The sequence below is a fragment of the Corynebacterium aurimucosum ATCC 700975 genome, from assembly GCF_000022905.1.
Taxonomy (GTDB): domain Bacteria; phylum Actinomycetota; class Actinomycetes; order Mycobacteriales; family Mycobacteriaceae; genus Corynebacterium; species Corynebacterium aurimucosum_F.
Map to the genome: position 1 here is coordinate 780,833 of NC_012590.1, position 22,401 is coordinate 803,233.

The window sequence follows — 22,401 nt, forward strand, 5'->3', positions numbered from 1 at the left end:
TGTGAGCCAAGCTACATTGAACGCCTGCATGCCGCTTGCCATCGGAAAGGCGGTGGGGAATATCCCCCGAGCTACCTGCATGATTCTTCTTTAAAATCGCCCCCATGACAGCAGAAGACGACTTTTATGCCCTGAAGTATTCCTTCGACAGTGTCTTCACGCGCCCGATCATCGACTTTGCGGAAAGCGCCCGCCCAGATTCGCCTACCACCTCCAAGCTGTGCGGAACCCCGTACCTGCCAGAGCACGCGCCGTACCCCGAGTACGACGACGAGCCCATGTGCTTTATTGCCCAGTTCAATTTCGCTGAGTTTGAACCGCTTCCCGGTTTCCCTACCTCCGGCCTCCTTCAGCTTTTCGTACCCGGTGAGTACGGATGGGGAATGGAACTCTGTAACAAGTATGTGGCGACAGGTGAACGCACTTCCACGCCCTTCGCTCGATACCTTGAAGACATCTCCGCCCCACACGTAGGCGAGGTGCCGGAGGAAGTAGAGGATTCAGGAGAGCACCCAGCGGAGGAACCGCTGGAGGCTACGACTATCGACGGGAAGCTGAGCGAGCTGAGCGTTACCGAAAACGCGCACGAGTTCGGCCGCACCGCCTTTTGGAACAACGACCTTAGGGCTCTCCTGCGGCGCGGCGAGGACCTGGTGGATGTTCACACATACGGCTGGGACATTATCACGCGGCGCGTTATCGACGGGGAAACCACAATCGAAGTGACGAAGCTCCCCGGCGATACTAAGGACGGCCAGAAGGAATTGTTCGATGAGATTGTGGCCCGCGTTGAAGCCGAGGGGTTCAGCGTTGATCCCACCGCTGAGGAATCAGAGGAGCGCGTAAACCTCGAGGACGGGCAGTGCGAGGTTCGCCTCGGCGGCTACGCTACCTACTGGAACCCCAGCAAACTTCCTATTAGCGATGAACACATCGCACTCGCGACGGTGGATAATGGTGGCACATTCGAATGGGGTGATGGAGGAATCGGAAACTTCTACATCCACCCCGAGGATCTCGCCGCACGTAACTTCGACAAGGTTCTCTTCGACTGGGACTGCGGCTAAAGCGGCTGCCATCCCTATCGCTCATCCAGCGCCCGCAGATAAAACCACCGGATCAGTGCGCGCCGGGGAATATCGAGCAGCGGGCGCAGGAAGGTTAGGTGGGCGGGCTGGGAGGAGGCGTCGACAAGCAGCAGCGTGCGCCCATCCCGCAGGCGCTCCAGCGTAAAGGTTTCCTCGCCGCGCTCGATATGGCCGGGTAGGGTGCCGTAGGTAAAACCGCAGCGTCCCTCCTCGTGGAACACATCCACCACTCGGCAGCGAAACTCCCACGGCCCCAACCCGAGGCCGACCTCCGCGCCTTCTTCCACCGTGGCGTGGCTCGGGCGAACCCGAAAAAGACCGCTGCGCTGCAGGCCCCAGCGGAACAGTTTGTCTGCGGCAATATCGAAATCGGCGTCTATGACACGGGACATGTGTAGCTGCGGGAACCCTTCGGCGGAGGAATAGGACAGTGGCTCAGGCATGGGGCTTAGCCTAGTCAAACGGCCCTTAGATGATGCTTGAGAAGAGTAAAATAGGGTGTATGCAGGAGAAACAGCAACGCCTTATCGTTCCAGACTTAGCGCGTGGCACGGCGCTGTTGGGGATTGCCATGGCGAATGCTGTGCAGAGCTGGGTAGTCAATGATTGGTCGATAGGTCCCAGCTCCACCGTGGGCGGTGTGCGCCCCGGCAGCACTTTAGACATTTTCTCCGCGGTATTTACGGCCATGTTTGTACGTGTGCGAGGTCTGCCGATGTTCTGCATGCTGTTGGGATTCGGCATTGGTCTCATTGCTGCTAGTTTGCAGCGTAAGGGCTACACCATTAAAGAATCGCGGCGCGTACTCATCCGCCGCTACGGGCTGCTGGCGGTCTTTGGTCTGGCACATGGCTTCGTGCTTTTCGACGGGGACATCATGCTGGTCTATGGCCTCATGGGCATCGCTCTGGCGTGGTGTTTTACGCTCTCGACGCGCACTCTGCGGCGCATTGCCTACTGGTTCTTTGGCGGCTATGCGGCTTTCGCCGGTTCGGGTGCATTGGGAGCCTATTTTGGTTACTTCAATCCTCTGCCCAGTTCGTGGCCGATGACCGGTGACCTTGTCACCTTCGGCGACTACTTTGCCCGCAACCTGCGCGGTGAGGTTGCTGCCTTGGGGCAGGTCCCCATCGTCTTCGTGGGGCTAGTAGGCGCTTTTCTCATCGGGTACGTCTGGGCGCGGGAGGGCGTGCTGGCCAACGTTTCTGCACACCGCCGCACTCTCATCACCTGGGTTGTCATCGCAGGCGCGGTCATCGTCTTTGTGGGGCTTCCGTGGGGTCTTACTGCCGCTGGCGTTTTACCAATTGAACTGGAACCAGTGTTCTTTATGCTGAACCAGGCTTGTGGCTTTCTTACTGGTCCTGGCATTCTGGCGATATTGGCACTGCTCACGGAGAAACTCAACAACCGTGTTCCCAGGTGGGCCTATGCTTTCGTGGCGCTGGGCAAGCGCTCAATGTCGGGCTACATTGCGCAATCGGTCTTGTTTATTGTTCTTGTCACCCCAGCCGGCTTCGGACTAGGTGCGGATGCTTCTGTGAGCGGCAAGCTTGGTATCGGTCTGCTGGTCTTTGTCCTGACGCTGCTTCTCGCTGCTCTGCTTGAGGCTTGGGGCAAACCTGGCCCGTTCGAGTGGGCGCATCGCCGGCTGGCGTACGGTCCAACGGGCCGCATCGAGCCTAAATCAGCACCTGCACCGGCCTGATGTTGGTCTAAGCGGCTGATTCCTCACACAGGAGCCAACCGCAGAGCTCCTTTTGGGCGCGGTCGACGCCTCCGGAGTAGCTTTCCTCGAGCTCCAGCTTGACGCCATCAAAAATGCGCTCTGAGATGAGTTCCGCGCGCTCTCTGCTCAGCTTCCCCTGCAGCTCATCGAGGGGCACCTTGAGCTCCGTATACGGGCTCGGACGAAAGTACCATGACCGCATGTCGTCGGCGTAGACGACGATAATCGTCTTCGTCATCTGCGATTCCAGCACAACATTTCCAAATACCAGTGACGTCAGCGTCTTCGATTCCATGGCCGCGATTGTAGGCCTGTGTAATGGAATATACGAGGCTTCATTTTTGGAGGCGTTCCGATATATTTTGTCAACCTCGCGGGTGTCTTAATCGGGGTTGATGTTTCAGCCGGGGCCGTTTGGACGTGTTGTTGTCGGACATGGCTTCAGCTCTGCAGGCATTGCCGCTGAGCAGTAATGGGAAGCTGGATCGTCGTGCCCTCCCCGATCCAAATTAAGTTAAAAAGTCTCGGATTACCCTTGTTAGCCTACCCTGGGTGATGGTAGCCTTACCTAACCTTGTTCGTTTAGTGAAATGGAAACCCATTCAGGATGAAGAACTCAATCGTTGTCCGTGCGCTCAGTCTCGCCGTGCTCTCCACTACCCTGATGTTGGGAGCCTGCAGCTCCGATACAGATGGCAAGGCGGAAAATACTTCCTCAGGCGCAAACTCCGCAGCGAATTCCGGTGATAATGCCTCCGAAGTCACCATCAAGCACGCCAGGGGGGAAGACACATACCCCGTAAACCCCGAGCGCGTCGTTGCCATTGGTCCAGCCATCGACAACCTGCTGGCTATGGGCATCAAGCCCTCCGCCGTGGTGGTGTCTGCTAAGGACATGAATGCCCCGTGGCGCGACGGCAAGTTGGACGGCGTGGAGATTATCAAGCAGACCGATTTCAAGACTCTGCCGAAGGAAGAGATCGCTGCCGCTGCTCCGGATTTCATCGTCGGGGACTACTGGACGATCTCCGAGGATAACTACACACAGCTCTCCGAGATCGCGCCCACTCTGGGTGGTATTGGCACCGAGGGTGAGGGGATCGGCTGGAAGTCGCAGCTGAAGGAGCTCGGCAAGATCTTCAACAAGGAAGATAAAGCTCAAGAAGTCATCGACCAGGATGAGAAGGTCTTCACCGATGCGAAGTCCGAGCTGCCGAATATCGAGGGTAAGACCGGTGTGGTCTCCCAGTTCGCTCAGGGATCCTTTGGAGCTGTGGCCGACCCGAAGGACCCAGGAGCCTCTTTCATCTACGACCTGGGTATGAAATTCCCGGAACCTCTGACCGACGGCTCTATTGAGGTAAAGCAGGGGCGCGTGACTCTGTCGCCAGAAAACGTCTCCGCCCTGGCTGCGGACTTCATGGTGATCTATAACCGCACCGGTGACATCGCGGAGGTGGAGAAGATCCCGGGCTACTCAGACCTGCCGCAGGTCAAGTCCGGCGCCACCCTGGCGGGTAACGAGGCTGTGGTTGCCGGCCTGAACACGCCGACCTCCCTGTCCCGTGCATGGGTATTGGAGCAGGTCAAGCCTACCTTGAAAAAGCTCTCTTAGTCTCTTTTTCTCCAGCACCCCTCGCGAGTGTGTCGCCCGGTGTGGCAGCGTGGGGTGTTTTCTTTTGCCCTTTCTTGTTCGCTCACTCGCCTCCCCGCTGCCGCCCGCCGACCCGCAAGGAACTTTGCTTGTCTTCTGCGCAGTGGGATCCGGCTGCTGCGTGGAGGCGCCGTCCAGGGGCGTATCCGGTGCGGGTGAGCGAACTTGAACTTACGCACGCGCAGCTGGTGAAAGCCGATGGCTGGAAGAACGTTTTCCAGCAGTGGGCACCGCGGTGCTGGACAAGAGTTCGGCTGACCGGCCAGCACCCGAGGCGAGAGGCATCGACCCTGCGCATGCCGACCCACCGCATGCCGATCCACCGCACTGACCCGCTACACACCGTCCCAATCCACTGAACCAACCCACATACTGACCCTACGCACACCGACTCACCGCACACCGCCAACCCAGAAACGAGAAAGGAATGACCATGGCGAGGAATAGCCGAGACAGGGAAATCTACCCCATTACGATCCGCGAACTGCAGGTCGATGACATCGAGGACATCACACCAGGGATGCGTCGCATTACTCTGACGGGCGAACAACTACGCGCCCATAGTGCGTTCGGCGTAGACGCACCCCCGCTAGTCAGCGATGGTTTCGACGACGATATCCGCATCATCTTCCCAGATCCGGCCACCGGGGAGCGCCCTCACCCCATCACACGGGAGGACGCGACGGTGCTATGGCAAGAGGAAGTCAAAGATCTGTTTCGGACATATACCGTCCGTTCATTCGACGCCTCCCAGGGCCGTCTCGTCGTAGACTTCGCGCGGCATGGCCAAGGCCTGGCCGAGGACTGGTCCGCACGAGCTCGACCGGGAGATCCCCTGTATATCGCAGGGCCGAAGTCTTGCGCAGCGCTGCCCACCCACACTCCGTGGCTACTGATGGTGGGCGACGAGACGGCGCTGCCGGCGATTGCTCGCTGTATAGAGTCTTTGCCCGCCGGGTATAGGGCAATGGCGATTATTGAGGTAGCCACGCGGGCACATGTCCAGCGACTGGAGTTCGAAGCACAGGTGGACATTCACTGGCAGGTGCGAGACGAGGGCGGGGACTTCGTGGCGAAAGTTACCGAGTTGTACGGAGAACACCCAGAGTGGGCGGCCGAGCCCGCTGCGATGCCCTATGTATGGGCTGCGGGAGAGGCCGGGCGATTGAAGGTGATCCGACGCTGGGTTCGAGCTCTGGGGATTCCGCGGGAAAACGTGGAGATTACGGGGTACTGGCGCGCAATGGCACCGGTGCAATCGGAAGCAGGGGCGACGGCTACGCAGGCTGAGAGTGCGGGGCAGGTTACGGGCACTCCGTCGCAGGGCGACAGTGAGGGGGCGGAGACAGAGGCTGTGACGAGCCACCGTAATGCGCTGGTTGAGCTGCATGAACTCACCGAAATGGGGTCGGCGATTCTGGTGCGCCAAGCCGTAGGGTTGGGGATTTTTGGCCTGATTGATGAGGGCGCGGATCGAGTGGATCAACTGGCCGAAGCAACTGGCCTGCAGCAGGAGCTGGCTCTCCGGATTGCGCGTTACCTGGAGGCAGTGGGGTTAGTGACGTTGTCGGCGGATGTAGCACTGGATAGCTCAGCGGAGGATGTGGCGGACCAACGGGCGGTTCGAATCGGCCTCACTACGCTGGGCAGCGAGTTGGCAAACCCGGATTCTCCAGTAAGGGATTGGATTACCGGGCCGGCAGCCGCCAAGACCGCAGCACTTGGCCAGCTAGGGCAGGCACTGCAGAATCCGGCTGATACCGGCGAGCACCGCTGGGACTACATTGTGCAAACCCAGCCACAACTGGCCGTGGAGGAACACGAACAGGCGGCCTCCAGCGCTCAGTGGTCGGCCCCGGCCGCAGCGGAGATTCTGAGCACCAAGCTACTAGCACGACAGGATGCTGGCTCGCTTCGATGTGCGGTGGGAGGTCCGGCCGCGGCGGTGTATGCGGATGAGATTCTACGTAAGATACCGCAGGCCAACGCCGTGGTGTTGGGGTCGTTTTCGGAGGCAGAGGATGACGCAAGGATTTCAGTAGGCCCAACAACTGCAGCGATGACGGAGCCTGAGGCCAGCGCAGAGGAGGTTATGCTGCGCGATATTGCTCCACGCCGCCGGGATCGTGCTCGATATAGTGCACTGCACGCTCCAATGGTTGGGCGTAGCGGTGGGGATGCGCGCCGGGCGGATTGGGCTGGCACAGTGGCTACTTTGTGCGAGCAGGTAGATGCTGTGGTGCTGGTTGATCCGTGGCGACGTTGGCCAGCTATAGAGTTGCAGCAGCTGGTAGCTGCCGTACTACGTTCTGGGGCGCAGCTGTTCCTGGTGACCCCAGTGTTGCAGGAAAGTGGGGCCGAGGATCATGACTACCAGGAAGATTTATCACGCCTCGTTCTGTATGGATCGCAGCTGCCCACGGCCCGTGTGATTGCGAAGCACCTGGCTGCCGTGGGTGCGGTAGTGCGTTCGAAGCAGCCGGTGGGGTGGAGTGCCCAGCTGTTCGAGGTGGGGAGGGGAGGTAGGTAACTGCCGGTGGTCGGGCGAAGCGTGTGGAGGAGCAGCGGACGTTCGGTGGTTTGCTAAACCGTTTCTAAAGTGCCCCCTGTCGGCCGGGCCCCCTTCCGCTGGGAGCCTTCCTATCGGCTGGGGTCTCACCCCTTCGGCTGGGAGCGCCTGTCGGCTGGCCCCTAGCGGCTGAGCTGCCTCCATATCGGCAGCCACACACCCCCAAAAATAATTAACTTAGCCTATCCTTTATCTAGTTAGGCTGCCCCATGTGGGGTAGACGCGGTAGACGTGATTGACGCGCGCTCGAGGATCGATCAACACCCCGTGCGTCCGATGGCCTTCACCGCACCCCAATGAGCTCCCTACACGTTAGGCTTCTATATGTTTCGAAACAATTCGCTGACCCGTCGCGCGGCAATGAAGACGGCCGCTGTCTTAGCAGCATCCACTCTCGTCCTTTCCGGTTGCTCCCGAGGCGAGGATTCCTCGGCGTCAAATATTGAGGGCAATGGGAACGAGCGCATTGCCGCAGTTGGCCTAGGAGACAGCGATACCTTGCTCGCGCTAGGTATCCAGCCTGTTTGGCAGCAACACGCACATCGGGAAAACGTTGTCATCAACTCGGGCGCGCGTTTCCAGGATCAAGGTGGCATCCACAAAGGGGAGCATGCGGTCGTGGCCGCGGGCACGGTGGTGACCAAGGACGTCGCGTTGCGCACTATTGCGGGCGGGGTGTTGGCCCGTTACTTGCGCGACATCGAGGGCTAATCCGCGCGGGCAGAGGACGTTGCCGCCGAGCGCATGGTACCCGCCTCCAGGTCATCCTCGTTGAAGAAGTCGAGGACGCCGTCCTCGAAGACGTAGGCGCCGTCGGGGAAGTAGAGGGTCAGAGTGCCGTCTTTGAGCTCCGCCTGGATGGGGTGACCCAAGGTGCCGGCCTCGTAAGTGCCGTCGCCGACCTTTTCAAATTTCTTGTCGGACAGGAAGTCCTTGGAGTCGTCTCTGAAGGTGGCGAGGTCGACTTCCGTTTCGCCATGGGTTTTGAGGAAGTAGTTGCTTGGTCCGTTCATGGCTTCCGCGGGGGAAAAATCGCCGTCGATGAAGCCGCATTCACTTTCGCTGATGGAGAAGCGGCAGCGGACGGGGCCGCTATTGGTGTCGAATTCGTAGAACTCGTCGAGGTCGGCCGGATCGACGGCGTCGCTCAGCTGGGTGAGGTCGATTCCGATGTGGTGTTTGTCTTCTGCGTTGAGCTCGGTCTTGAGTGCTCCGAAGTCCATCGCGGTAAATGTCACGCTCACTGGCTTGCCTGCCTCATGTGCGGGAGTATCGCCCGTAGTGAAACTTACGGAGTCGCTGCCAATGGTGAAGTCGAAGCCGTCGCCGGAGAAGTACCCATTGCTGTCATTGAGCGGGTGGCCCCAGTTGAAAACGATGGGGAAGACCACTTGTTCGCCCTCGTAGTTGCCGGAGGCGATGATGTAGCTCAGGGGCTCGCACGAATCGAAAGAATCTTGGGTGACCTTGAAGTCTTTGAGAGGTGCTCCGCGTTCAGGCTCCTCCGTCGACAGGAAATGAACGATGGCCGTTGGTGCTTCGCCTTTGCCAACGAATTCGCCGGCTCCGGTGTCGGCGACTCCGGCGTTCGAGTCGCAGCTTTCTTCGGCCAAGGATACGGGCCAGTTGCGTGTCGATGCCGCCCTGCTCGACGTAGCTGGGCTGGTTCTGCTGCGAGTCGCGCGTGAGGAAGTGCTCGAGGTCGCTGTTGGGTTGGAGGCAGACTCGGTCGCCGTGCTCGAGTCAGGTGCCACTGCGGATTCCGACGGGGCTGCCTCGCGCCGGGTGTCGGGGAGGGAGCAGGACGCAACGAGCGCGGCTGCTGATGCCGCCGCTACTGCGGCACGCGCGGTGCGTTGGGGCAGGAGGGCAGGGAGAGTGGTCATGGTGTATGTCCTTCGTCCGAGGGGCGAACTCGTGGCCGAGACTAACGAAGCGCGAAGCCGAGTTCTATCACCGGCTGGAAATTGTTAGAGATCGAAATGATTTACGGGGAGAGCTCAGTAATGGGCTGGACAGACAAGATGTCGACCTCGCCCGCGCAGCCCTGCAGGCCCGGTACTGCGACATAGAGGCTGTCGGTGTTTTCGGGCGGATAGATCCGCAGGCCATCGGCGTCCTGCGGTTGGCAGGCCGCCGCGTCGAGCAATCCCACGTTGGTGATCTTGAGCCCCGCGCGGGCCTGGGCCCCTGGCGCCAGCGTCACGGTGGCAGCTTCGGTGCTGGTCTCACGCAGCGCGGCGGGGCCTAGTTGAGTGCCGTCGTTGCCGGTGACGGCGGAGACGCCGGGGAAGCCCGTGAGGGTGCACTCCTCGCCAGAGGTATTGGTCAGCACGATGTCGACGAGCAGGGAGCCAGCGGCTCCTTGCTCGTTGGCGATCTCGGCGGAGAGCTGGGAGGTGGCGCAGGCGCCCTCGGGCAAGGGCGGGATAGTGGAGGATGCTGGGGCTGGTGCGGTGCCGGACGCGCCGGGAGCGGCCCCGGAAGCAACGTCGTCGGCGGCATCGTCACCCGCAGGGGCGTTGGCCGAGTGAACGACGGTGGTCGTGACTGCCGACGGTGCCGCAGAGTCCTCCTCGCCGGCGGAACACGCGGCGAGTGGCAGCAGCAGGCTGAGGGACAGGAGTGCGCGCAGATTCTTCATACCCACAGGGTAGTTTCACAGCACGACGGGGACTAGAGATTACTGGTCACGAGTCTGTTAAGTCTTTGCTAGCAATGAGCAACGATTCGCAGAATGTGTCACACAGTGTGCAGTAGCCGTCCTGTGACTGAAAGTGTGAACATGATGAACTCCCGCCGCCTTTCCCATGATCGAAAAACGCAGGGAACGACGGGGCTTATGGGCGCTCCGGCACGATGAGCGGCCCGCCGGTGACGGGGTCCTCGATGACGCGGGAGTCCAGGCCGAAGACGTCGCGCAGGGCCTGCGGCGTGATGGTGGACTCGGGCGAGCCCAGGGCCGTGACGGAGCCGTCCTTCATGAGGACGAGGTTGTCCGAGTAGCGGGCGGCTAGGTTGAGATCGTGGAGCACCATGACGATGGTCTTGCCCTGTTCCTTATTGAGCGTGGAGACGAGCTCGAGGACGTCGATGGAGTGCGCCAGGTCCAGGTAGGTGGTGGGCTCGTCGAGGAAGACGATGTCGGTGTCCTGAGCCAGGACCATGGCTATCCACACGCGCTGGCGCTGGCCGCCGGACAGGGAGTCCACGGGGCGGTCGCGCAGCTGAAAGACGTTGGTGAGCGCCATGGCCTCGTCCACGGCGGCGGAGTGGGAGGCGGACCACTGCTGCAGCCAGGACTGGTGCGGGTGCCTGCCGCGGGCCACGAGGTCTGCGACGGTGACGCCGGCAGGGGTGATGGGGGACTGGGGGAGCATCGACAAGCGCGTGGCTAGCTCCCGGGAGGAGTAGTCACCCAGCTTCTTCCCGTCGAGGGTGACGGAGCCCGCCGACAGTGGGAGCAAGTGGGACAGGCCGCGCAGGAGGGTCGACTTGCCGCAGCCGTTGGCGCCGATGAGCGTGGTGACCTGGCCGTCGGGGATGTCGAGTGTGACGTCGCGGCTGATGACGGTATCGCCATAACCGACGGAGACGGAGTGCGCGGAAAGTCGAGCGTTCATTACTTGATGCTGTCCTTCAGACCCTGGAGGATGATGGTGGCCGAGAGCAGGGACGCGTTCATGTACCAGGACTCGTAGTCCACGGACACGGCCTGGTTGGCCTGCACTGCCTTGAGAGAGCGCCACGTGGCGGCCTGCGAGGGGTCGGCGGCGCCGGCGTTGACGCCGTAGAAGATCCAGTCGGCGTCGGCCTCGGAGAGCTGCTCGGCGGAGATGTCCTGGCCAGCCTTCTCAATCTGCTTTTGGTTGGCGGGGCGGGGCAGGCCGGCATCGGCGGCCACGGAGCCCGCCATGGAGTTGACCCCGTAGAGCTGGAACTGGTCGTCCTTGGAACGCAGGAAGGAGACGGTGGGCTTGGAGGATAGGCCCTCGCCCCAGGCTTTGGCGTTGGACTCGTACTCGGCCAGGAGGGTCTCGGCGGAGTCCTTCTTGCCCACGGCCTCGGCGATGGTGAGGAGGTCCTGATTCCAGTTCTCGCCGCCGCCCTTACCGGTGACGACGGGCGCGATGGCCTTGAGCTGCTCCAGGATGGCCTCGTCCGTACGCGAGTTAGCGCAGATGAGGGTGGGCTTCAGGGAGGCGATGGTCTCCAGATCCGGGTTGGCGCGTAGGCCGCAGTCCGCGATGGAGTCCAGATCGAAGTCGGAGCCGAAGCGGTTGCGGATGTAGTCCGGGACGACGCCCAGGTTCTTGGCCTTGGCCGCGCCCACCGGGAGAATGCGCAGCATGAGGAGGTTGTCCAGCTGGCCGGTGTTGAGCGCGATCACGCGCTGGTGCTGCTCGGCGGCGCTGGACGATGCCGCGGAGGTGGCCGCCTGCTCGCTCGGCGCAGTCTCCTGTTTGGAGCAGGCCGCAGCGAAGGCGGCGACGCCGAGGCCAGCGGTGATCTTGAGGAAGTTACGTCGTTGCATGGTCGTCTACTTTCGTGTTCGAGTTTGCTGCCAGAGCAGCCAGATGAGGAAAGGTCCGCCGATGACCGAGGTGATGATGCCCACCGGGATCTCCCAGCCGAAGGCACAGCGGGCGATGAGGTCGGACACGCACACGATGATTGCGCCCATGGCCGCCGATGTCCCCAGGGGCGGCGCCCCGACCCGCGCCAGGCGCGCGGAGATCTGCGGGGCGACGAAGGCCACGAAGCCCACCGGGCCCACGGCGGAGACGGTCACCGCGGCCAGTAGAACTGAGACGATGAGCAGTGCCGCGTTGATCTTCTTCAAGGGGGCGCCGAGGGCTTGGGCGGAATCCTCGCCGAGCTCCAGCGCGGGCAGATCGATGGCGATGCGGGCTAGCACTAGGCCACACACCACGAGCATGCCCAGGGTGGGCCATAGGTGCTCGAAGGTGCAGCCGTTGAGCGAGCCGACCATCCACACCTTGGCCGCGGCCGCGGTGTTGAGATCTGTGGCGGCCAACATGTACGTGACCAGGGCGTGGAGGAAGGCGTTGCCGCCGATGCCCACGAGGACGAGGCGGAACATATCCACCCTGCCGCGCCGGGACAGCATCCAGATGGCCGCGCTGGTGGCGAGACCGCCGGCCATGGCGGCGAGCGGGATGCCGACGTAGGCGCCGAACGCCCCGCCGGCCCCGGCAGATCCTCCGAAGACCATGATGGCCACGGCCGCCACGGTGGCGCCCTGGTTGATGCCCAGGATGTCCGGGCTGGCCAGGCCGTTGCGGGCGATGCGCTGCGTGATGGCGCCGGAGAGCCCCAGCGCGGCGCCGACGGCTAGACCCACGAGCGAGCGGGCCAGGCGCCAGTCGATGACGACGGTGCGCTCGAGCTTGTTTCCGCCGCCCGCCAGCACGCCGATGACCTCGGCGGGGTTAAGGGGGAACTCGCCGATGCCGAGGCTGATGACCCACACGAGCGCGCTCGCGACCACGATGGCCGCGGTCCAGGCTTGCGTGCGCGGGTGGTAGAGGAAGCTGAACTTTCCGAGGCTGAGGTACTTCATTACAGGCTCACCACCGTTCGGTGCCGGACGAGCCAGATAAACGCCGGCCCGCCGAGCAGCGCGATGACGATGCCCGCCTGGAGCTCGCCGGGGCGCATGATGAGGCGGCCCACGATGTCGGCGCCGAGCAACAGGCAGGCGCCCGCCAGCGCGGAGTAGGGGGTCACCCACTTGTAGTCCGGGCCGGTGATGCCGCGGGCGACGTGGGGCACCACGAGACCGATGAAGCCGATGGGGCCCGCGGCTGCCGTGGCCGCGCCGGCCAGCAGGGTGATGGCCACGAGGCCCAGGATATTGGCGCGGGCAACGTTGGTGCCCAGCGCCTGCGCGGCCTCCGTGCCCAGATTGAGGATGTTGAGCGTCGGGCCCAGCGCCAGCGCTAGTACCGCGCCGATGGCGAGCGGCACGAGCGCAGGGGTGATGATGTCGAAGCCGCGTCCGGTGACGGACCCCGCTTGCCAGAAGCGGAGGGTGTCGAGCGCGTTGGGATCGATGTAGACGATGGCCGACGTGGCCGCCGCGAGGACGGCGGACAGGGCGGAACCCGCGAGGACGAGGCCCAGGGTGTCGCCGCGACCGATGCCGCCGGCGGAGAGCCCGAAGACGAGCAGCGCCGCCAGGCCCGCGCCGAGGAAGGCGAGGAAAAGGTGCGACTGCATGGACGTCAGCCCGAAGAGGAAGATGCCCGCCGCGACGAAGAGTGCGGCGCCCGCATTGACGCCGAGTAGGCCAGGGTCCGCGAGCGGGTTGCGGGTCAGGCCTTGAACGAGTGTGCCGGCTAGTCCGAGCGCAGCTCCGATGACGATGGCGAGCACGGTGCGCGGGATGCGCATGGTGGCAAGGATTCCGGCGATCTCGGCGACGCTGCTGCCCACGGTGCCGGCGGCCTGGGCGGTGTCGGTGTGCCCGCGCAGGATCTCCCAGGCGGTGGGCCAGGCCTGGGTGAGCTCTGAGATGGAGGTCGCCTTGGCGCCCAGTGCCAGGCTGGCGAAGACGAGGGCGGCGAGTGCGGCCACGAGGAGGGCTAGGCCGAGGAGTCGTCTGCTGTGGCCCGCGGCGCGCGGGGTGCCCGCGGCCGGTGTCGGCAGAGTCGTCGATGTCATGTAGGTAAGGTTAGCCTTATTTCGCCGATATACGTGAATTGTCTTTCCTTGCTGGAGGTTTGTCGGCTTGAGATAGGTCCACCTAATGTTGGTTAGGCTATCTTTTCTCAATTCGCCAGGTCTTTTATGCCTCTGCGGACTTCCCGCACTCGTCGCTCGGCCGCGGTATTCCTGTCGCTCGCCCTTGTCGGCTGGGGTGCGGCCGCATGCTCGTCGGACCCCGATTCCGGTGCGGCCGACAACTCGGTGGCGGCATCGTCGGCATCGTTGGCGCAGTCGGCATCGGCTGACGGCGACGCCGCGGCCTATCCGGTCACAGTGGCCACCAAGTTCGGTGACGTCACCGTCGAGGAGGCCCCGCGGCGCGTGGTGGCCCTGGGGTGGGGCGATGCGGAGGTAGCGTTATCGCTGGGCGTCGAGCCCATCGCCGCGGCCGACTGGCTCTCCTTCGGTGGCGACGGCGTGGGCCCCTGGGTAGAACACGGCTACACGCAGTCGCCGGAGATCCTCGGCACGACCGACGTGAATTACGAGGCGGTGGCGGCGCTCGAGCCCGACCTCATCCTCGACGTGCGCTCGTCCGGTGACCAGGAGCGTTACGACATGCTCTCCGCCATCGCGCCGGTCATCGGCGTCTCGGCGGGCGGCGACAAGTATAAGACGTCGCGCGACGAGCAGCTCACCATGATCGGCGCCGCTCTGGGCAAGCCTGCGGAGGCGCAGGAGCAGATCGAGCAGTTGCAGGAGCGCATCTCGGGCATCGCCGCGGATCATCCGGAGTGGTCGGGCACGACCTTCGCCGTTCTCGGCCGCACGGCCACGACGTGGGGTGCCTACAACGACGGCACCAACCGCGCAGATCGGCTCATCGAGCTCGGCTTCTCGCTCAACCCCTGGGTGAAGTCGCAGTCGGCGTCCGCGAAGAATATCCCGCTCTCGGGGGAGACCCTGTCCAACGCGGACTCGGAGGTCGTCATTGCGCAGGCCGTGTCCACGGACATCTCCACGGTGGAGACGGACCCGGCGTGGATGGGCCTGCCCGCGGTCCGCGAGGGGCGCGCCATCGTCATGCCGAAGGAGCTTTCGCAGGCCTTCTCGCTCGCGACAGCAGAGTCCACCAACTACGCCTTGGACGAGCGGGTGCCGCTGCTGGAGGATATCGTTCCTGTGTAGCAGTCCTAGCCTGCCGGTAATTCGCGCATGGGAGATGGGCAAGGCCCAGCTACGCGGCACATCGTTTCCTTTCTATACAAGTACCTCTCGTGAACTCTTGTCCTGCCTCCGTGCGCGTGTTCGGCGTCGTCGCTGTGCTCGCCCTCGGCCTGGCCGCCTGCTCCTCGAGCGCGGCCTCCGCCTCCAACTCGGACAACGCGGCATTCCCGGCCACCATCTCCACCAAGTTCGGCGGCGTCACCATTGACGAGGCCCCGCGGCGCGTCGTGGCCCTGGGCTGGGGCGACGCCGAGCTGGCGCTCTCGCTCGGCGTGCAGCCGGACCTTCTCCTCATCCTTGATGTTCGTTCCTCGGGCGATCGAGAGCGCTACGACACACTGTCGGCCATCGCGCCGGTCGTGGGCATCCCGGAGGGCGCAGACAACTGGCTGACGGATCGCTCCACCCAGCTTGAGTGGTGGGGGAGACAGCAGAAAGCGTGCCATCAGTGCTGTCGTCGGTGATGCAGCCGGCCAGTGCAAGGGCAAGGGAATCGGCGGCGAGAACGGGGAGTAGTCGCTGCGTAATCATGGTGGGGAGTCTAGACGTTATGGACTTAGAGTTCCTACAGGGCGGGGAATACCCTCTCCTTGAGTAACGGGGCGATTTCGACATCCGGAGCGGCGGGATCGACCCACGCTAGCTCGGCAATCTCCTTGTCGGGGTGTGCAACAGAGATTTCTTCTTCGTAGACATACACGTGCGCGTGGATAGTCTGTGGGGCGTCGTTGGCGGCTGGGGAGATATAGGTGGCAAGCCGGCGCAGCTTGGACGTATCGACCACCGCGCGTATGGCTTCGTGGGCAATGAGCTGGGCCGCGCGGGCGGGATTGAGGGTGCTGTCAATGGAGCCGAAAGGCAGGACGAATTCTGGGGTGGACGTAGCGCGAATGACAAGAACTCGGCCGTGAGTATCACGCAGTACAATGGCGACAATTTCCGAAATGTCTGCAGCTGATGATGGCGAGGTGGGGTTCTCAGACATACCTCCATTGTAGGTCTGGGCGGGGGTAGGGGGACTGTGGTGAAAGAAAAGAGGGGGCACCCGAAAGCTGTCAGTAATGTAACGGGTTGGACACAGTCCCACGCGGTTGAAACACACGCCACAGTGGGCGTGCCATCATGGGTAGGTCTTATAGACCAATACGAGAAGAAGTGAAAGAGGAATTGCGTAATGCGAAAAATCCCGCACCTTAAGAAAGTCCTTGTGGGCTCGGCTTTCGCAGGTGCGTTTTTCCTGGGCAACCCGGCGGCCGGCGCCCAGGAACTTCCCACCATCCCGGAGCTAGATTCGGCGGGCATCGTGGACCAGGTGCGAGCGGATTTGGCGTCTGTGGGTATTGAGACCAAGCCGGTGGACGCCGAGCTTACCGACGCCATCGATACCGCCGTCAACGGCGCCGCCGCTCAAGCAGCACAAGACGCTTCCGCCGCAGCGGCGTCCGCACAGAATTTTCCAGTGGCACGCGAGGTCGTAGACCAAGCGCAGTTGCCGGTTTTCCCGGATGCTCCTGCCTACACCGGTGCTGACGCCATCACGGGCGACCCGCTGACCAACCCGGAGCCGATTGGGCTGCTGCAGGAGGCTACGCAGCCGGAATTCGTGCCGAAGGGCACGGATCCGAACTACGTGTGGAAGAACGACTCGTTCTCCAAACTAGCTGCAGGCAAGCCGCAGGCAGATTACGTGCTGCACCGTGTACCTGGTTCCTTCTACGATGCACCGCAGATACCCGAGGAATCCAACACTGCGATGACCGAGGGTAAGTCCCTCTACGGCCCGGGCACCCCGCTGTATATCAGCGAGGACACGATGTGCACGCTGACTGCAGCAGGTACCGATGCCCAAGGCCGCAAAGTTGGCATCACCGCTGGCCACTGCGGCAACGTGGGTGATCCTGTGTCGTCGGCGGACTCCTGGCAGGTTGGCCCTACCGGCACCCTGGTGACTAAGAACACCTACCTGGACTACTCGGTTATTGAGTTTGGTTCCAAGGCTGAGGTAACCCGCAGCTACAACGGCGTGACCGCCTACGGTGTCGGCGGCGCGGCACAGCCGGGTGAGGTTGCCTGCAAGCGTGGCGTCGCCACTGGTACCACCTGCGGTATGACCTTCCAGCACGGCAAGGAGATCTCCGTGAACCAGGTCTGCGCCATGGTGGGGGATTCCGGTGCACCAGTTTTCCGTGATGGTCGCATCGTCGGTTCCGTCTCCCGTGGACTGTTCCCGGGACTGCCGTCCTGCCGTACTCCGTGGCAAGGAGCGCTGCACAACCCGACGGTCGTCTCCAACACCGATGCCATTGTTGCGGATCTGAACCGCCGCGGTGAGGTGGGTTCTGGATTCACGCTTCCGGAGAACTAGAAGTACGTTTCTAACAAATAAGGCCCCAGATCTTTAAAGATCTGGGGCCTTATTTGATCGAAGTGACCATCGAAGTGACCTACGCGGCGCGGCTCGCAGGGGAGCGAAGCCGGCGTGTGGCGTTGGGGCGCCACGCGGCGTTAGGACAGGGCAGAGAGGGCAGCCTTGTGCAGAGTGCCGTTGGTGACCAGTGCCGAGCCGCCGTGGGGACCGTCTTCACCGCGGACGTTGGTGAAGCGGCCGCCGGCCTCGGTGACAAGGAGAGCCGGAGCTGCTAGATCCCAGAGGGAAACCTCAGGCTCGGCAGCGATGTCGACCGCACCTTCGGCCACGAGGCAGTAGTTCCAGAAGTCACCGTAGCCGCGCAGGCGCCAGACCTTGTCGGTCAGGGAAATGAAGGTGTCGCGGTGAAGCCCCCACCCGGCCAGGGAGCTCATGGCCAAGGAAGCATCCTCGAGATTGGACACTTCGGAGACGCGCAGACGTTTCGGCTCGCCGCCGAAAACGCGGTAGGCGCCGCCGCCCTTGGCGGCGTACCAGCGACGTCGCAAAGCAGGAGCGGAGATGACGGAGACGACGGGTTCGCCGTCTTCCAGAAGAGCGATAAGCGTGGCCCAGACAGGGACGCCACGCACGAAGTTCTTGGTTCCGTCGATAGGATCGATGACCCACTGGCGGCCCTCATAGCAGGCTTCGCCGCCGAACTCTTCGCCTAAGACTTCATCGCGCGGGCGGGAACGCTTGAGCGCATCACGGATGGCCTTTTCGCAGGCTAAGTCCGCATCCGAAACCGGAGTCATGTCCGGCTTGTCCTTCACGGATAGGTCGGCAGCCTCAAAGCGGTGCATGGTGACGGCATCCGCATGGCCCGCCATTTCCAAGGCTAAGCCGAGGTCTTCTTTGTACTTACCCACGGAGCCATTCCTCCATCTGATCGACTACCTGTTTATTACCCGCGATACACCATTCCACACCGCCGGCCTCAACCTTGCGCGCCGCGCCGCCCGCGGCCAGCACTAGCGCCTGGCCGGGATACCAATCCCAATCCTTAACTGAGTGCTGCATCCAGGCACCCCACGTGCCATCCGCCACGCAGGAGAGATCCACGGAACCCGCCCCCAGCATGCGCACGGTGGCAAAGTGTGGTGCCACCTTCTCCCACGCGGCGGCGATGTTCGGGTCGGTCATGGACGTAGGGTGCAGGTACGTCGACAAGCACAGTTTGTCGGCGGGGGCATCGCTGAGCTTGGCGACGTCCTTGCCGTCCAAGCTCGTGGTGTGGTCGCGGCCGCCGAACCAGGTATAACCCATGGCGGGGCGGTGGACGGCGCCGAGGACGACCCCATCAGCGTCGACAAGCGCGAGCGCAGAGCACCAATAATCGGAGCCCGAGGCGAAGTTGTAGGTGCCGTCGACGGGGTCGATGACCCACGTGCGGCCGGACTTCGACTGGCGGTTCGCGCCTTCCTCGCCCACGATGCCGTCCTCGCCACGCAGGGCCTCAAGCACACCGGCGACGAAACGCTCGGCGGCGAAGTCGGCGTCGGTGACGACATCGGAGACGGAGGTCTTTTGCTCGATGTCTACTCCCTGCTCGCGCAGGCGCCAGGCCAGGCGGCCGGCGTTATAGACAAGCGCCTGGGCAAGGTGGGCGTCGGTATCGTCCGCGTGGGCAACGATGAAGGTCTTGATGATGGCATCGATCATCTCGGTGAGGCTTGGCTGGTCACTCATGCCGCCTATTGTCGCGCTAAACGCGGCCGATGGCTAATCAGGGAGAAAGAATAAGTAAAGTAGGGGTCTATGCGTCCGGAACAAACAGCACGACTTGAGGAACTCAGCGCCACTTTGACCTCTATTGAGAAGGTGATGGACCCGGAGGCGGTGTCCGAGCGCGTGCGCGAACTCGAGGCCCAGGCGGGAGACCCGTCGCTGTGGGATGACCCCGATCATGCGCAGAAGGTGACCTCGGAGCTGTCGGCGCAGCAGGCAAAGTTACGCAAGCTGAATTCCCTGCGCGGGCGCATTGAGGATCTGCCCGTGATGTCTGAGCTGGCGGAGGAGGAGGGCGATGAGGCCTCCCAGGAGCTTGTCGAGACAGAGTTGAAGGAGCTCGGCGCCGCTATCGAATCGCTCGAGGTGACCACGATGCTCTCTGGCGAATATGACGAGCGTGAGGCGGTCATCAACATCCGCTCCGGCGCGGGTGGCGTGGATGCCGCGGACTGGGCGGAGATGCTCATGCGTATGTACACGCGCTGGGCGGAAAAGAACGGCCACAAGGTGGATGTCTATGACATTTCCTATGCCGAAGAAGCGGGCATTAAGTCTGCCACCTTCGTGGTGCATGGTGAATACATGTATGGTCAGCTTTCCGTGGAGCAGGGCGCGCACCGCCTCGTGCGTATTTCACCTTTTGATAACCAGGGCCGCCGTCAGACCTCCTTCGCGGAGGTCGAGGTGCTGCCGGTGGTGGAGCAGACTGACTCCATCGAGGTTCCGGATTCGGAGGTGCGCGTGGATGTCTACCGCTCCTCGGGGCCGGGCGGGCAGTCCGTAAATACGACAGACTCGGCGGTGCGCCTGACACACATCCCGACGGGCATCGTGGTGACCTGCCAGAACGAGAAGTCCCAGATTCAGAACAAGGCCTCCGCGATGCGCGTGTTGCAGGCGAAGCTGCTGGAGCGCAAGCGCCAGGAGGAGCGCGCGGAGCTTGATGCGCTGGGCGCGGGCGGCAATGCCTCCTGGGGTAATCAGATGCGTTCTTATGTGCTGCACCCGTACCAGATGGTCAAGGATCTGCGCACGAACTATGAGGTGGGGGATCCCTCCAAGGTCTTGGACGGAGATATCGATGGCTTCCTAGAATCCGGGATTCGGTGGCGCATGGCGCAGCAGGAGGCCTAGGCCCGAGTAGCAAATGTTGCTAATGTGGCTTAAGTGATCACTTTCGAGAATGTGTCCAAGGTCTATCCGACCTCCACGAGGCCCGCGCTGGACAACGTGTCCTTTGAGATTGAAGACGGAGAATTCGTCTTTCTCATCGGCCCGTCCGGCTCCGGCAAGTCGACCTTCCTCCAGCTCATGGTGCGCGAAACCAATGTCAGCTCGGGAGATATCTACTTCGGGGACTTCCACGTCAACGCTTTGAAGGGGCGCGAGGTCAACAGACTGCGTCAATCCATCGGCTATGTCTTCCAAGACTTCCGGCTTCTGCCCAAGCTCAACGTGTACGACAACGTCGCCTTTGCCCTCGAGGTCATCGGCAAACGTAAGGCGCGGATTGCCAAGCAAGTGCCCGAGGTCCTCGACATGGTCGGCCTGGGCGCCAAGCAGCATCGTATGCCGCATGAGCTTTCCGGCGGTGAGCAGCAGCGCGTGGCGATTGCGAGGGCCTTTGTCAACCGCCCCAAGCTGTTGCTTGCCGACGAACCCACGGGCAACCTCGATCCCTCCACGGCAGCGGAGATCATGGCCTTGCTCACCAAGATCAATCGCCACGGAACCACCGTGGTGATGTCGACGCACAATGCGCGCGCAGTCAACGAGGCCCGCCAGCGCGTCATCGAGCTGCACAACGGCACGCTCGTGCGTGACGAGAAGAACGCAATGTACGGAGAGGCGGTCTAGGTGAATCTAGGCTTTGTTTTTAGGGAAGCCTTTAAGGGGCTCGGGCGAAACATCACCATGACTATCGCCATGGTGATTACCACCGCCATTTCGGTGGCGTTGGTGGTGGCCGGCGTCTTGGTCACCCAGATGACCAATGACACCAAGGACATCTACCTCGAGCGTGTCGAGGTCATGGTCCAGCTCAACGAGGATATTTCTGCCAACGATCCGCAGTGCAAGGACGCCGCCTGCGCAGGGTTGAAGAAGAAACTAGAGGCGGATGAAGACATCGAGTCCGTCAGCTACCGCAACCGCGAGGATTCCTATGAGCGCTTCGTGGAACTGTTCAAGGAGACCGATCCGGTCATGGTGGAGGAAACCTCCCCGGACGCGCTGCCGGCGGCCTTCCACGTGCGGCTGAAGGATCCGACGGATACCGCGCCTATCGACGCCATCGCGTCCGACCCAGCCGTCAGTGACATCATCGACCAGCAGGAAGAGGTGCGCAGCGCCGCCGGCAACCTTGACGCCATCCGGAATGCCACCTTCGTCTTGGCTGCAGTCATGGCGCTGGCCGCCATCATGCTGATTGCGAACATGGTGCAGATCGCCGCTTACCAGCGCCAGCGAGAGACCGCGATCATGCGCATCGTCGGCGCCTCGCGGTGGGTGACTCATGCCCCCTTCATCATGGAGGCGGTCCTCGGTGCCGTCGGTGGTGTCGTTCTCGCCGGGGTGGGCGTCATCGTGGGAAAGAGCACCGTGATCGATCCCGCGCTGAAGGACCTGTACCACAACCAGCTGCTGGCACCCGTGACGTCTGGGGACGTGTGGACGGCTCTGCCCATCGTGGGACTCGTGGCAATCCTATGCGCTGCGCTGACCGCGCAGGTGACCATGCGCGCCTACGTGCGGACATAGGCCAACAGGCCTGTTGTAGGTTATGCCTGGCAGTAGCGTAATATAGTTCAAACTATGGCGAAGAAGGCAAAGAAGAAAAAGGCGGCCGTCGACAATAACTCGACCTTGGCCACCAACCGACGTGCCCGCCACGACTACACCATCCTCGACACTCTGGAATGCGGCATGGTGCTCGTGGGCACCGAGATTAAGTCGATGCGCGAAGGCAAAATCTCCTTGGCAGATGCCTTCGCAACCATCGACGACGGCGAGGTTTATATCCGCAACCTTCACATCCCGGAGTATTCCCAGGGCTCGTGGACGAATCACTCGCCCAAGCGCACACGCAAGCTGCTCTTGCACCGCCGAGAGATTGACAAGCTCATGGGTCAGGTTCGTGATGGTAATAAGACGCTGATCCCGCTCAAGGTGTATCTGAAGGATGGCCGCGCTAAGTGTGAGCTCGGCCTGGCCAAGGGCAAACAGGACTATGACAAGCGTGAAGCGATTAAGCGCCGTGACCAGGACCGCGACATCACTCGCGAGTTGGGCCGCCGCGTCAAGGGGATCAACGCCTAACCT

The 22,401-nt window shown here is 62.4% G+C and carries 24 protein-coding genes; 13 read left to right on the top strand and 11 right to left on the bottom strand.

All coding sequences use genetic code 11. The features are described from left to right. The first annotated feature begins 104 nt into the window (after positions 1-104). Complete coding sequence (locus CAURI_RS03770; RefSeq protein ID WP_010189132.1) at positions 105-1,067, top strand: YwqG family protein; 963 nt, start codon at positions 105-107, stop codon at positions 1,065-1,067. Positions 1,068-1,081: 14 nt separating this feature from the next. Here CAURI_RS03770 and CAURI_RS03775 read toward each other — a convergent pair whose 3' ends face one another. After that, entirely contained in the window at positions 1,082-1,531 is a 450-nt protein-coding gene (locus CAURI_RS03775; protein ID WP_010189130.1) for a DUF1990 family protein, read from the bottom strand. Positions 1,532-1,590: 59 nt separating this feature from the next. Between CAURI_RS03775 and CAURI_RS03780 the strand changes: the two genes are divergently transcribed. Beyond that, a complete protein-coding gene (locus CAURI_RS03780) occupies positions 1,591-2,796 on the top strand; it encodes a DUF418 domain-containing protein (RefSeq protein WP_010189128.1) in 1,206 nt (401 codons plus the stop codon). A gap of 7 nt (positions 2,797-2,803) precedes the next feature. On the opposite strand, the gene CAURI_RS03785 is transcribed toward CAURI_RS03780, so the two are convergent. Further along, positions 2,804-3,112, bottom strand: a complete 309-nt coding sequence (locus tag CAURI_RS03785) for a hypothetical protein (protein ID WP_012714909.1) — start codon at positions 3,110-3,112, stop codon at positions 2,804-2,806. Positions 3,113-3,424: 312 nt separating this feature from the next. On the opposite strand from CAURI_RS03785, the gene CAURI_RS03790 reads away from it, so the two are divergent. The 4 genes from CAURI_RS03790 to CAURI_RS03800 all read left to right on the top strand — a co-directional run bounded on the left by CAURI_RS03790 (position 3,425) and on the right by CAURI_RS03800 (position 7,751). After that, complete coding sequence (locus CAURI_RS03790; RefSeq protein ID WP_010189126.1) at positions 3,425-4,432, top strand: ABC transporter substrate-binding protein; 1,008 nt, start codon at positions 3,425-3,427, stop codon at positions 4,430-4,432. Between the two features lie 128 nt (positions 4,433-4,560). Then, entirely contained in the window at positions 4,561-4,830 is a 270-nt protein-coding gene (locus tag CAURI_RS14020) for a hypothetical protein (RefSeq protein WP_128081836.1), read from the top strand. 74 nt (positions 4,831-4,904) lie between these two features. Further along, the gene (locus tag CAURI_RS03795; RefSeq protein WP_010189125.1) at positions 4,905-7,001 is read left to right on the top strand and encodes a siderophore-interacting protein; all 2,097 of its coding nucleotides are present in this window, start codon (positions 4,905-4,907) and stop codon (positions 6,999-7,001) included. A gap of 363 nt (positions 7,002-7,364) precedes the next feature. Beyond that, positions 7,365-7,751 (top strand): hypothetical protein, encoded by a 387-nt coding sequence (locus CAURI_RS03800; RefSeq protein ID WP_010189124.1) that lies wholly within the window; start codon positions 7,365-7,367, stop codon positions 7,749-7,751. Here the strand turns inward: CAURI_RS03800 and CAURI_RS03805 are convergent. The 6 genes from CAURI_RS03805 to CAURI_RS03835 form a co-directional block, all read right to left on the bottom strand. Beyond that, positions 7,748-8,926 carry a hypothetical protein gene (locus CAURI_RS03805; protein ID WP_012714910.1) on the bottom strand — a complete coding sequence of 393 codons (1,179 nt, stop codon included), beginning with the start codon at positions 8,924-8,926 and terminating at the stop codon, positions 7,748-7,750. The genes CAURI_RS03800 and CAURI_RS03805 overlap by 4 nt on opposite strands. Positions 8,927-9,027: 101 nt before the next feature. After that, positions 9,028-9,684 (bottom strand): DUF4232 domain-containing protein, encoded by a 657-nt coding sequence (locus CAURI_RS03815; RefSeq protein WP_010189121.1) that lies wholly within the window; start codon positions 9,682-9,684, stop codon positions 9,028-9,030. Between the two features lie 196 nt (positions 9,685-9,880). Beyond that, on the bottom strand, positions 9,881-10,663 hold the full coding sequence (locus CAURI_RS03820; protein WP_010189119.1) for an ABC transporter ATP-binding protein: 783 nt from the start codon (positions 10,661-10,663) through the stop codon (positions 9,881-9,883). After that, positions 10,663-11,574, bottom strand: coding sequence for an ABC transporter substrate-binding protein (locus CAURI_RS03825; RefSeq protein ID WP_010189118.1), 912 nt, complete (start codon positions 11,572-11,574; stop codon positions 10,663-10,665). Before CAURI_RS03825 ends, CAURI_RS03820 begins: the two co-directional genes overlap by 1 nt. A 6-nt stretch (positions 11,575-11,580) precedes the next feature. Next, positions 11,581-12,624: a FecCD family ABC transporter permease gene (locus tag CAURI_RS03830; protein WP_012714912.1), complete on the bottom strand. Its 1,044-nt coding sequence runs from the start codon at positions 12,622-12,624 to the stop codon at positions 11,581-11,583. Then, positions 12,624-13,727 carry a FecCD family ABC transporter permease gene (locus CAURI_RS03835; protein ID WP_010189113.1) on the bottom strand — a complete coding sequence of 368 codons (1,104 nt, stop codon included), beginning with the start codon at positions 13,725-13,727 and terminating at the stop codon, positions 12,624-12,626. Before CAURI_RS03835 ends, CAURI_RS03830 begins: the two co-directional genes overlap by 1 nt. 126 nt (positions 13,728-13,853) lie before the next feature. On the opposite strand from CAURI_RS03835, the gene CAURI_RS03840 reads away from it, so the two are divergent. Both CAURI_RS03840 and CAURI_RS03845 read left to right on the top strand, forming a co-directional pair. Next, complete coding sequence (locus CAURI_RS03840; protein WP_012714913.1) at positions 13,854-14,900, top strand: iron-siderophore ABC transporter substrate-binding protein; 1,047 nt, start codon at positions 13,854-13,856, stop codon at positions 14,898-14,900. An 89-nt stretch (positions 14,901-14,989) separates the two neighbouring features. After that, a complete protein-coding gene (locus tag CAURI_RS03845; RefSeq protein ID WP_010189109.1) occupies positions 14,990-15,403 on the top strand; it encodes an ABC transporter substrate-binding protein in 414 nt (137 codons plus the stop codon). 101 nt (positions 15,404-15,504) lie between these two features. Here CAURI_RS03845 and CAURI_RS03850 read toward each other — a convergent pair whose 3' ends face one another. Beyond that, positions 15,505-15,924, bottom strand: coding sequence for an NUDIX domain-containing protein (locus tag CAURI_RS03850; RefSeq protein ID WP_010189107.1), 420 nt, complete (start codon positions 15,922-15,924; stop codon positions 15,505-15,507). 189 nt (positions 15,925-16,113) lie between these two features. On the opposite strand from CAURI_RS03850, the gene CAURI_RS03855 reads away from it, so the two are divergent. Further along, entirely contained in the window at positions 16,114-17,304 is a 1,191-nt protein-coding gene (locus CAURI_RS03855) for a S1 family peptidase (RefSeq protein ID WP_010189105.1), read from the top strand. A 140-nt stretch (positions 17,305-17,444) separates the two neighbouring features. Here the strand turns inward: CAURI_RS03855 and hisN are convergent, their stop codons facing one another. Next, positions 17,445-18,218, bottom strand: coding sequence for a histidinol-phosphatase (hisN, locus tag CAURI_RS03860; RefSeq protein WP_010189103.1), 774 nt, complete (start codon positions 18,216-18,218; stop codon positions 17,445-17,447). Further along, positions 18,211-19,038 carry an inositol monophosphatase family protein gene (locus CAURI_RS03865; protein ID WP_010189101.1) on the bottom strand — a complete coding sequence of 276 codons (828 nt, stop codon included), beginning with the start codon at positions 19,036-19,038 and terminating at the stop codon, positions 18,211-18,213. The genes hisN and CAURI_RS03865 overlap by 8 nt, the downstream gene beginning before the upstream one ends. Positions 19,039-19,107: 69 nt before the next feature. Between CAURI_RS03865 and prfB the strand changes: the two genes are divergently transcribed. Genes prfB through smpB form a run of 4 tightly spaced genes read left to right on the top strand, consistent with a single transcriptional unit; the run spans position 19,108 to position 22,398 of the window. After that, entirely contained in the window at positions 19,108-20,214 is a 1,107-nt protein-coding gene (prfB, locus tag CAURI_RS03870; protein ID WP_010189099.1) for a peptide chain release factor 2, read from the top strand. Positions 20,215-20,247: 33 nt separating this feature from the next. Then, positions 20,248-20,937, top strand: coding sequence for a cell division ATP-binding protein FtsE (gene ftsE / locus CAURI_RS03875; RefSeq protein ID WP_010189097.1), 690 nt, complete (start codon positions 20,248-20,250; stop codon positions 20,935-20,937). Further along, positions 20,938-21,840 (top strand): permease-like cell division protein FtsX, encoded by a 903-nt coding sequence (gene ftsX / locus CAURI_RS03880; protein ID WP_010189095.1) that lies wholly within the window; start codon positions 20,938-20,940, stop codon positions 21,838-21,840. 54 nt (positions 21,841-21,894) lie between these two features. Next, entirely contained in the window at positions 21,895-22,398 is a 504-nt protein-coding gene (smpB, locus tag CAURI_RS03885) for an SsrA-binding protein SmpB (RefSeq protein WP_010189093.1), read from the top strand. The last annotated feature ends 3 nt before the right edge of the window (positions 22,399-22,401 follow it).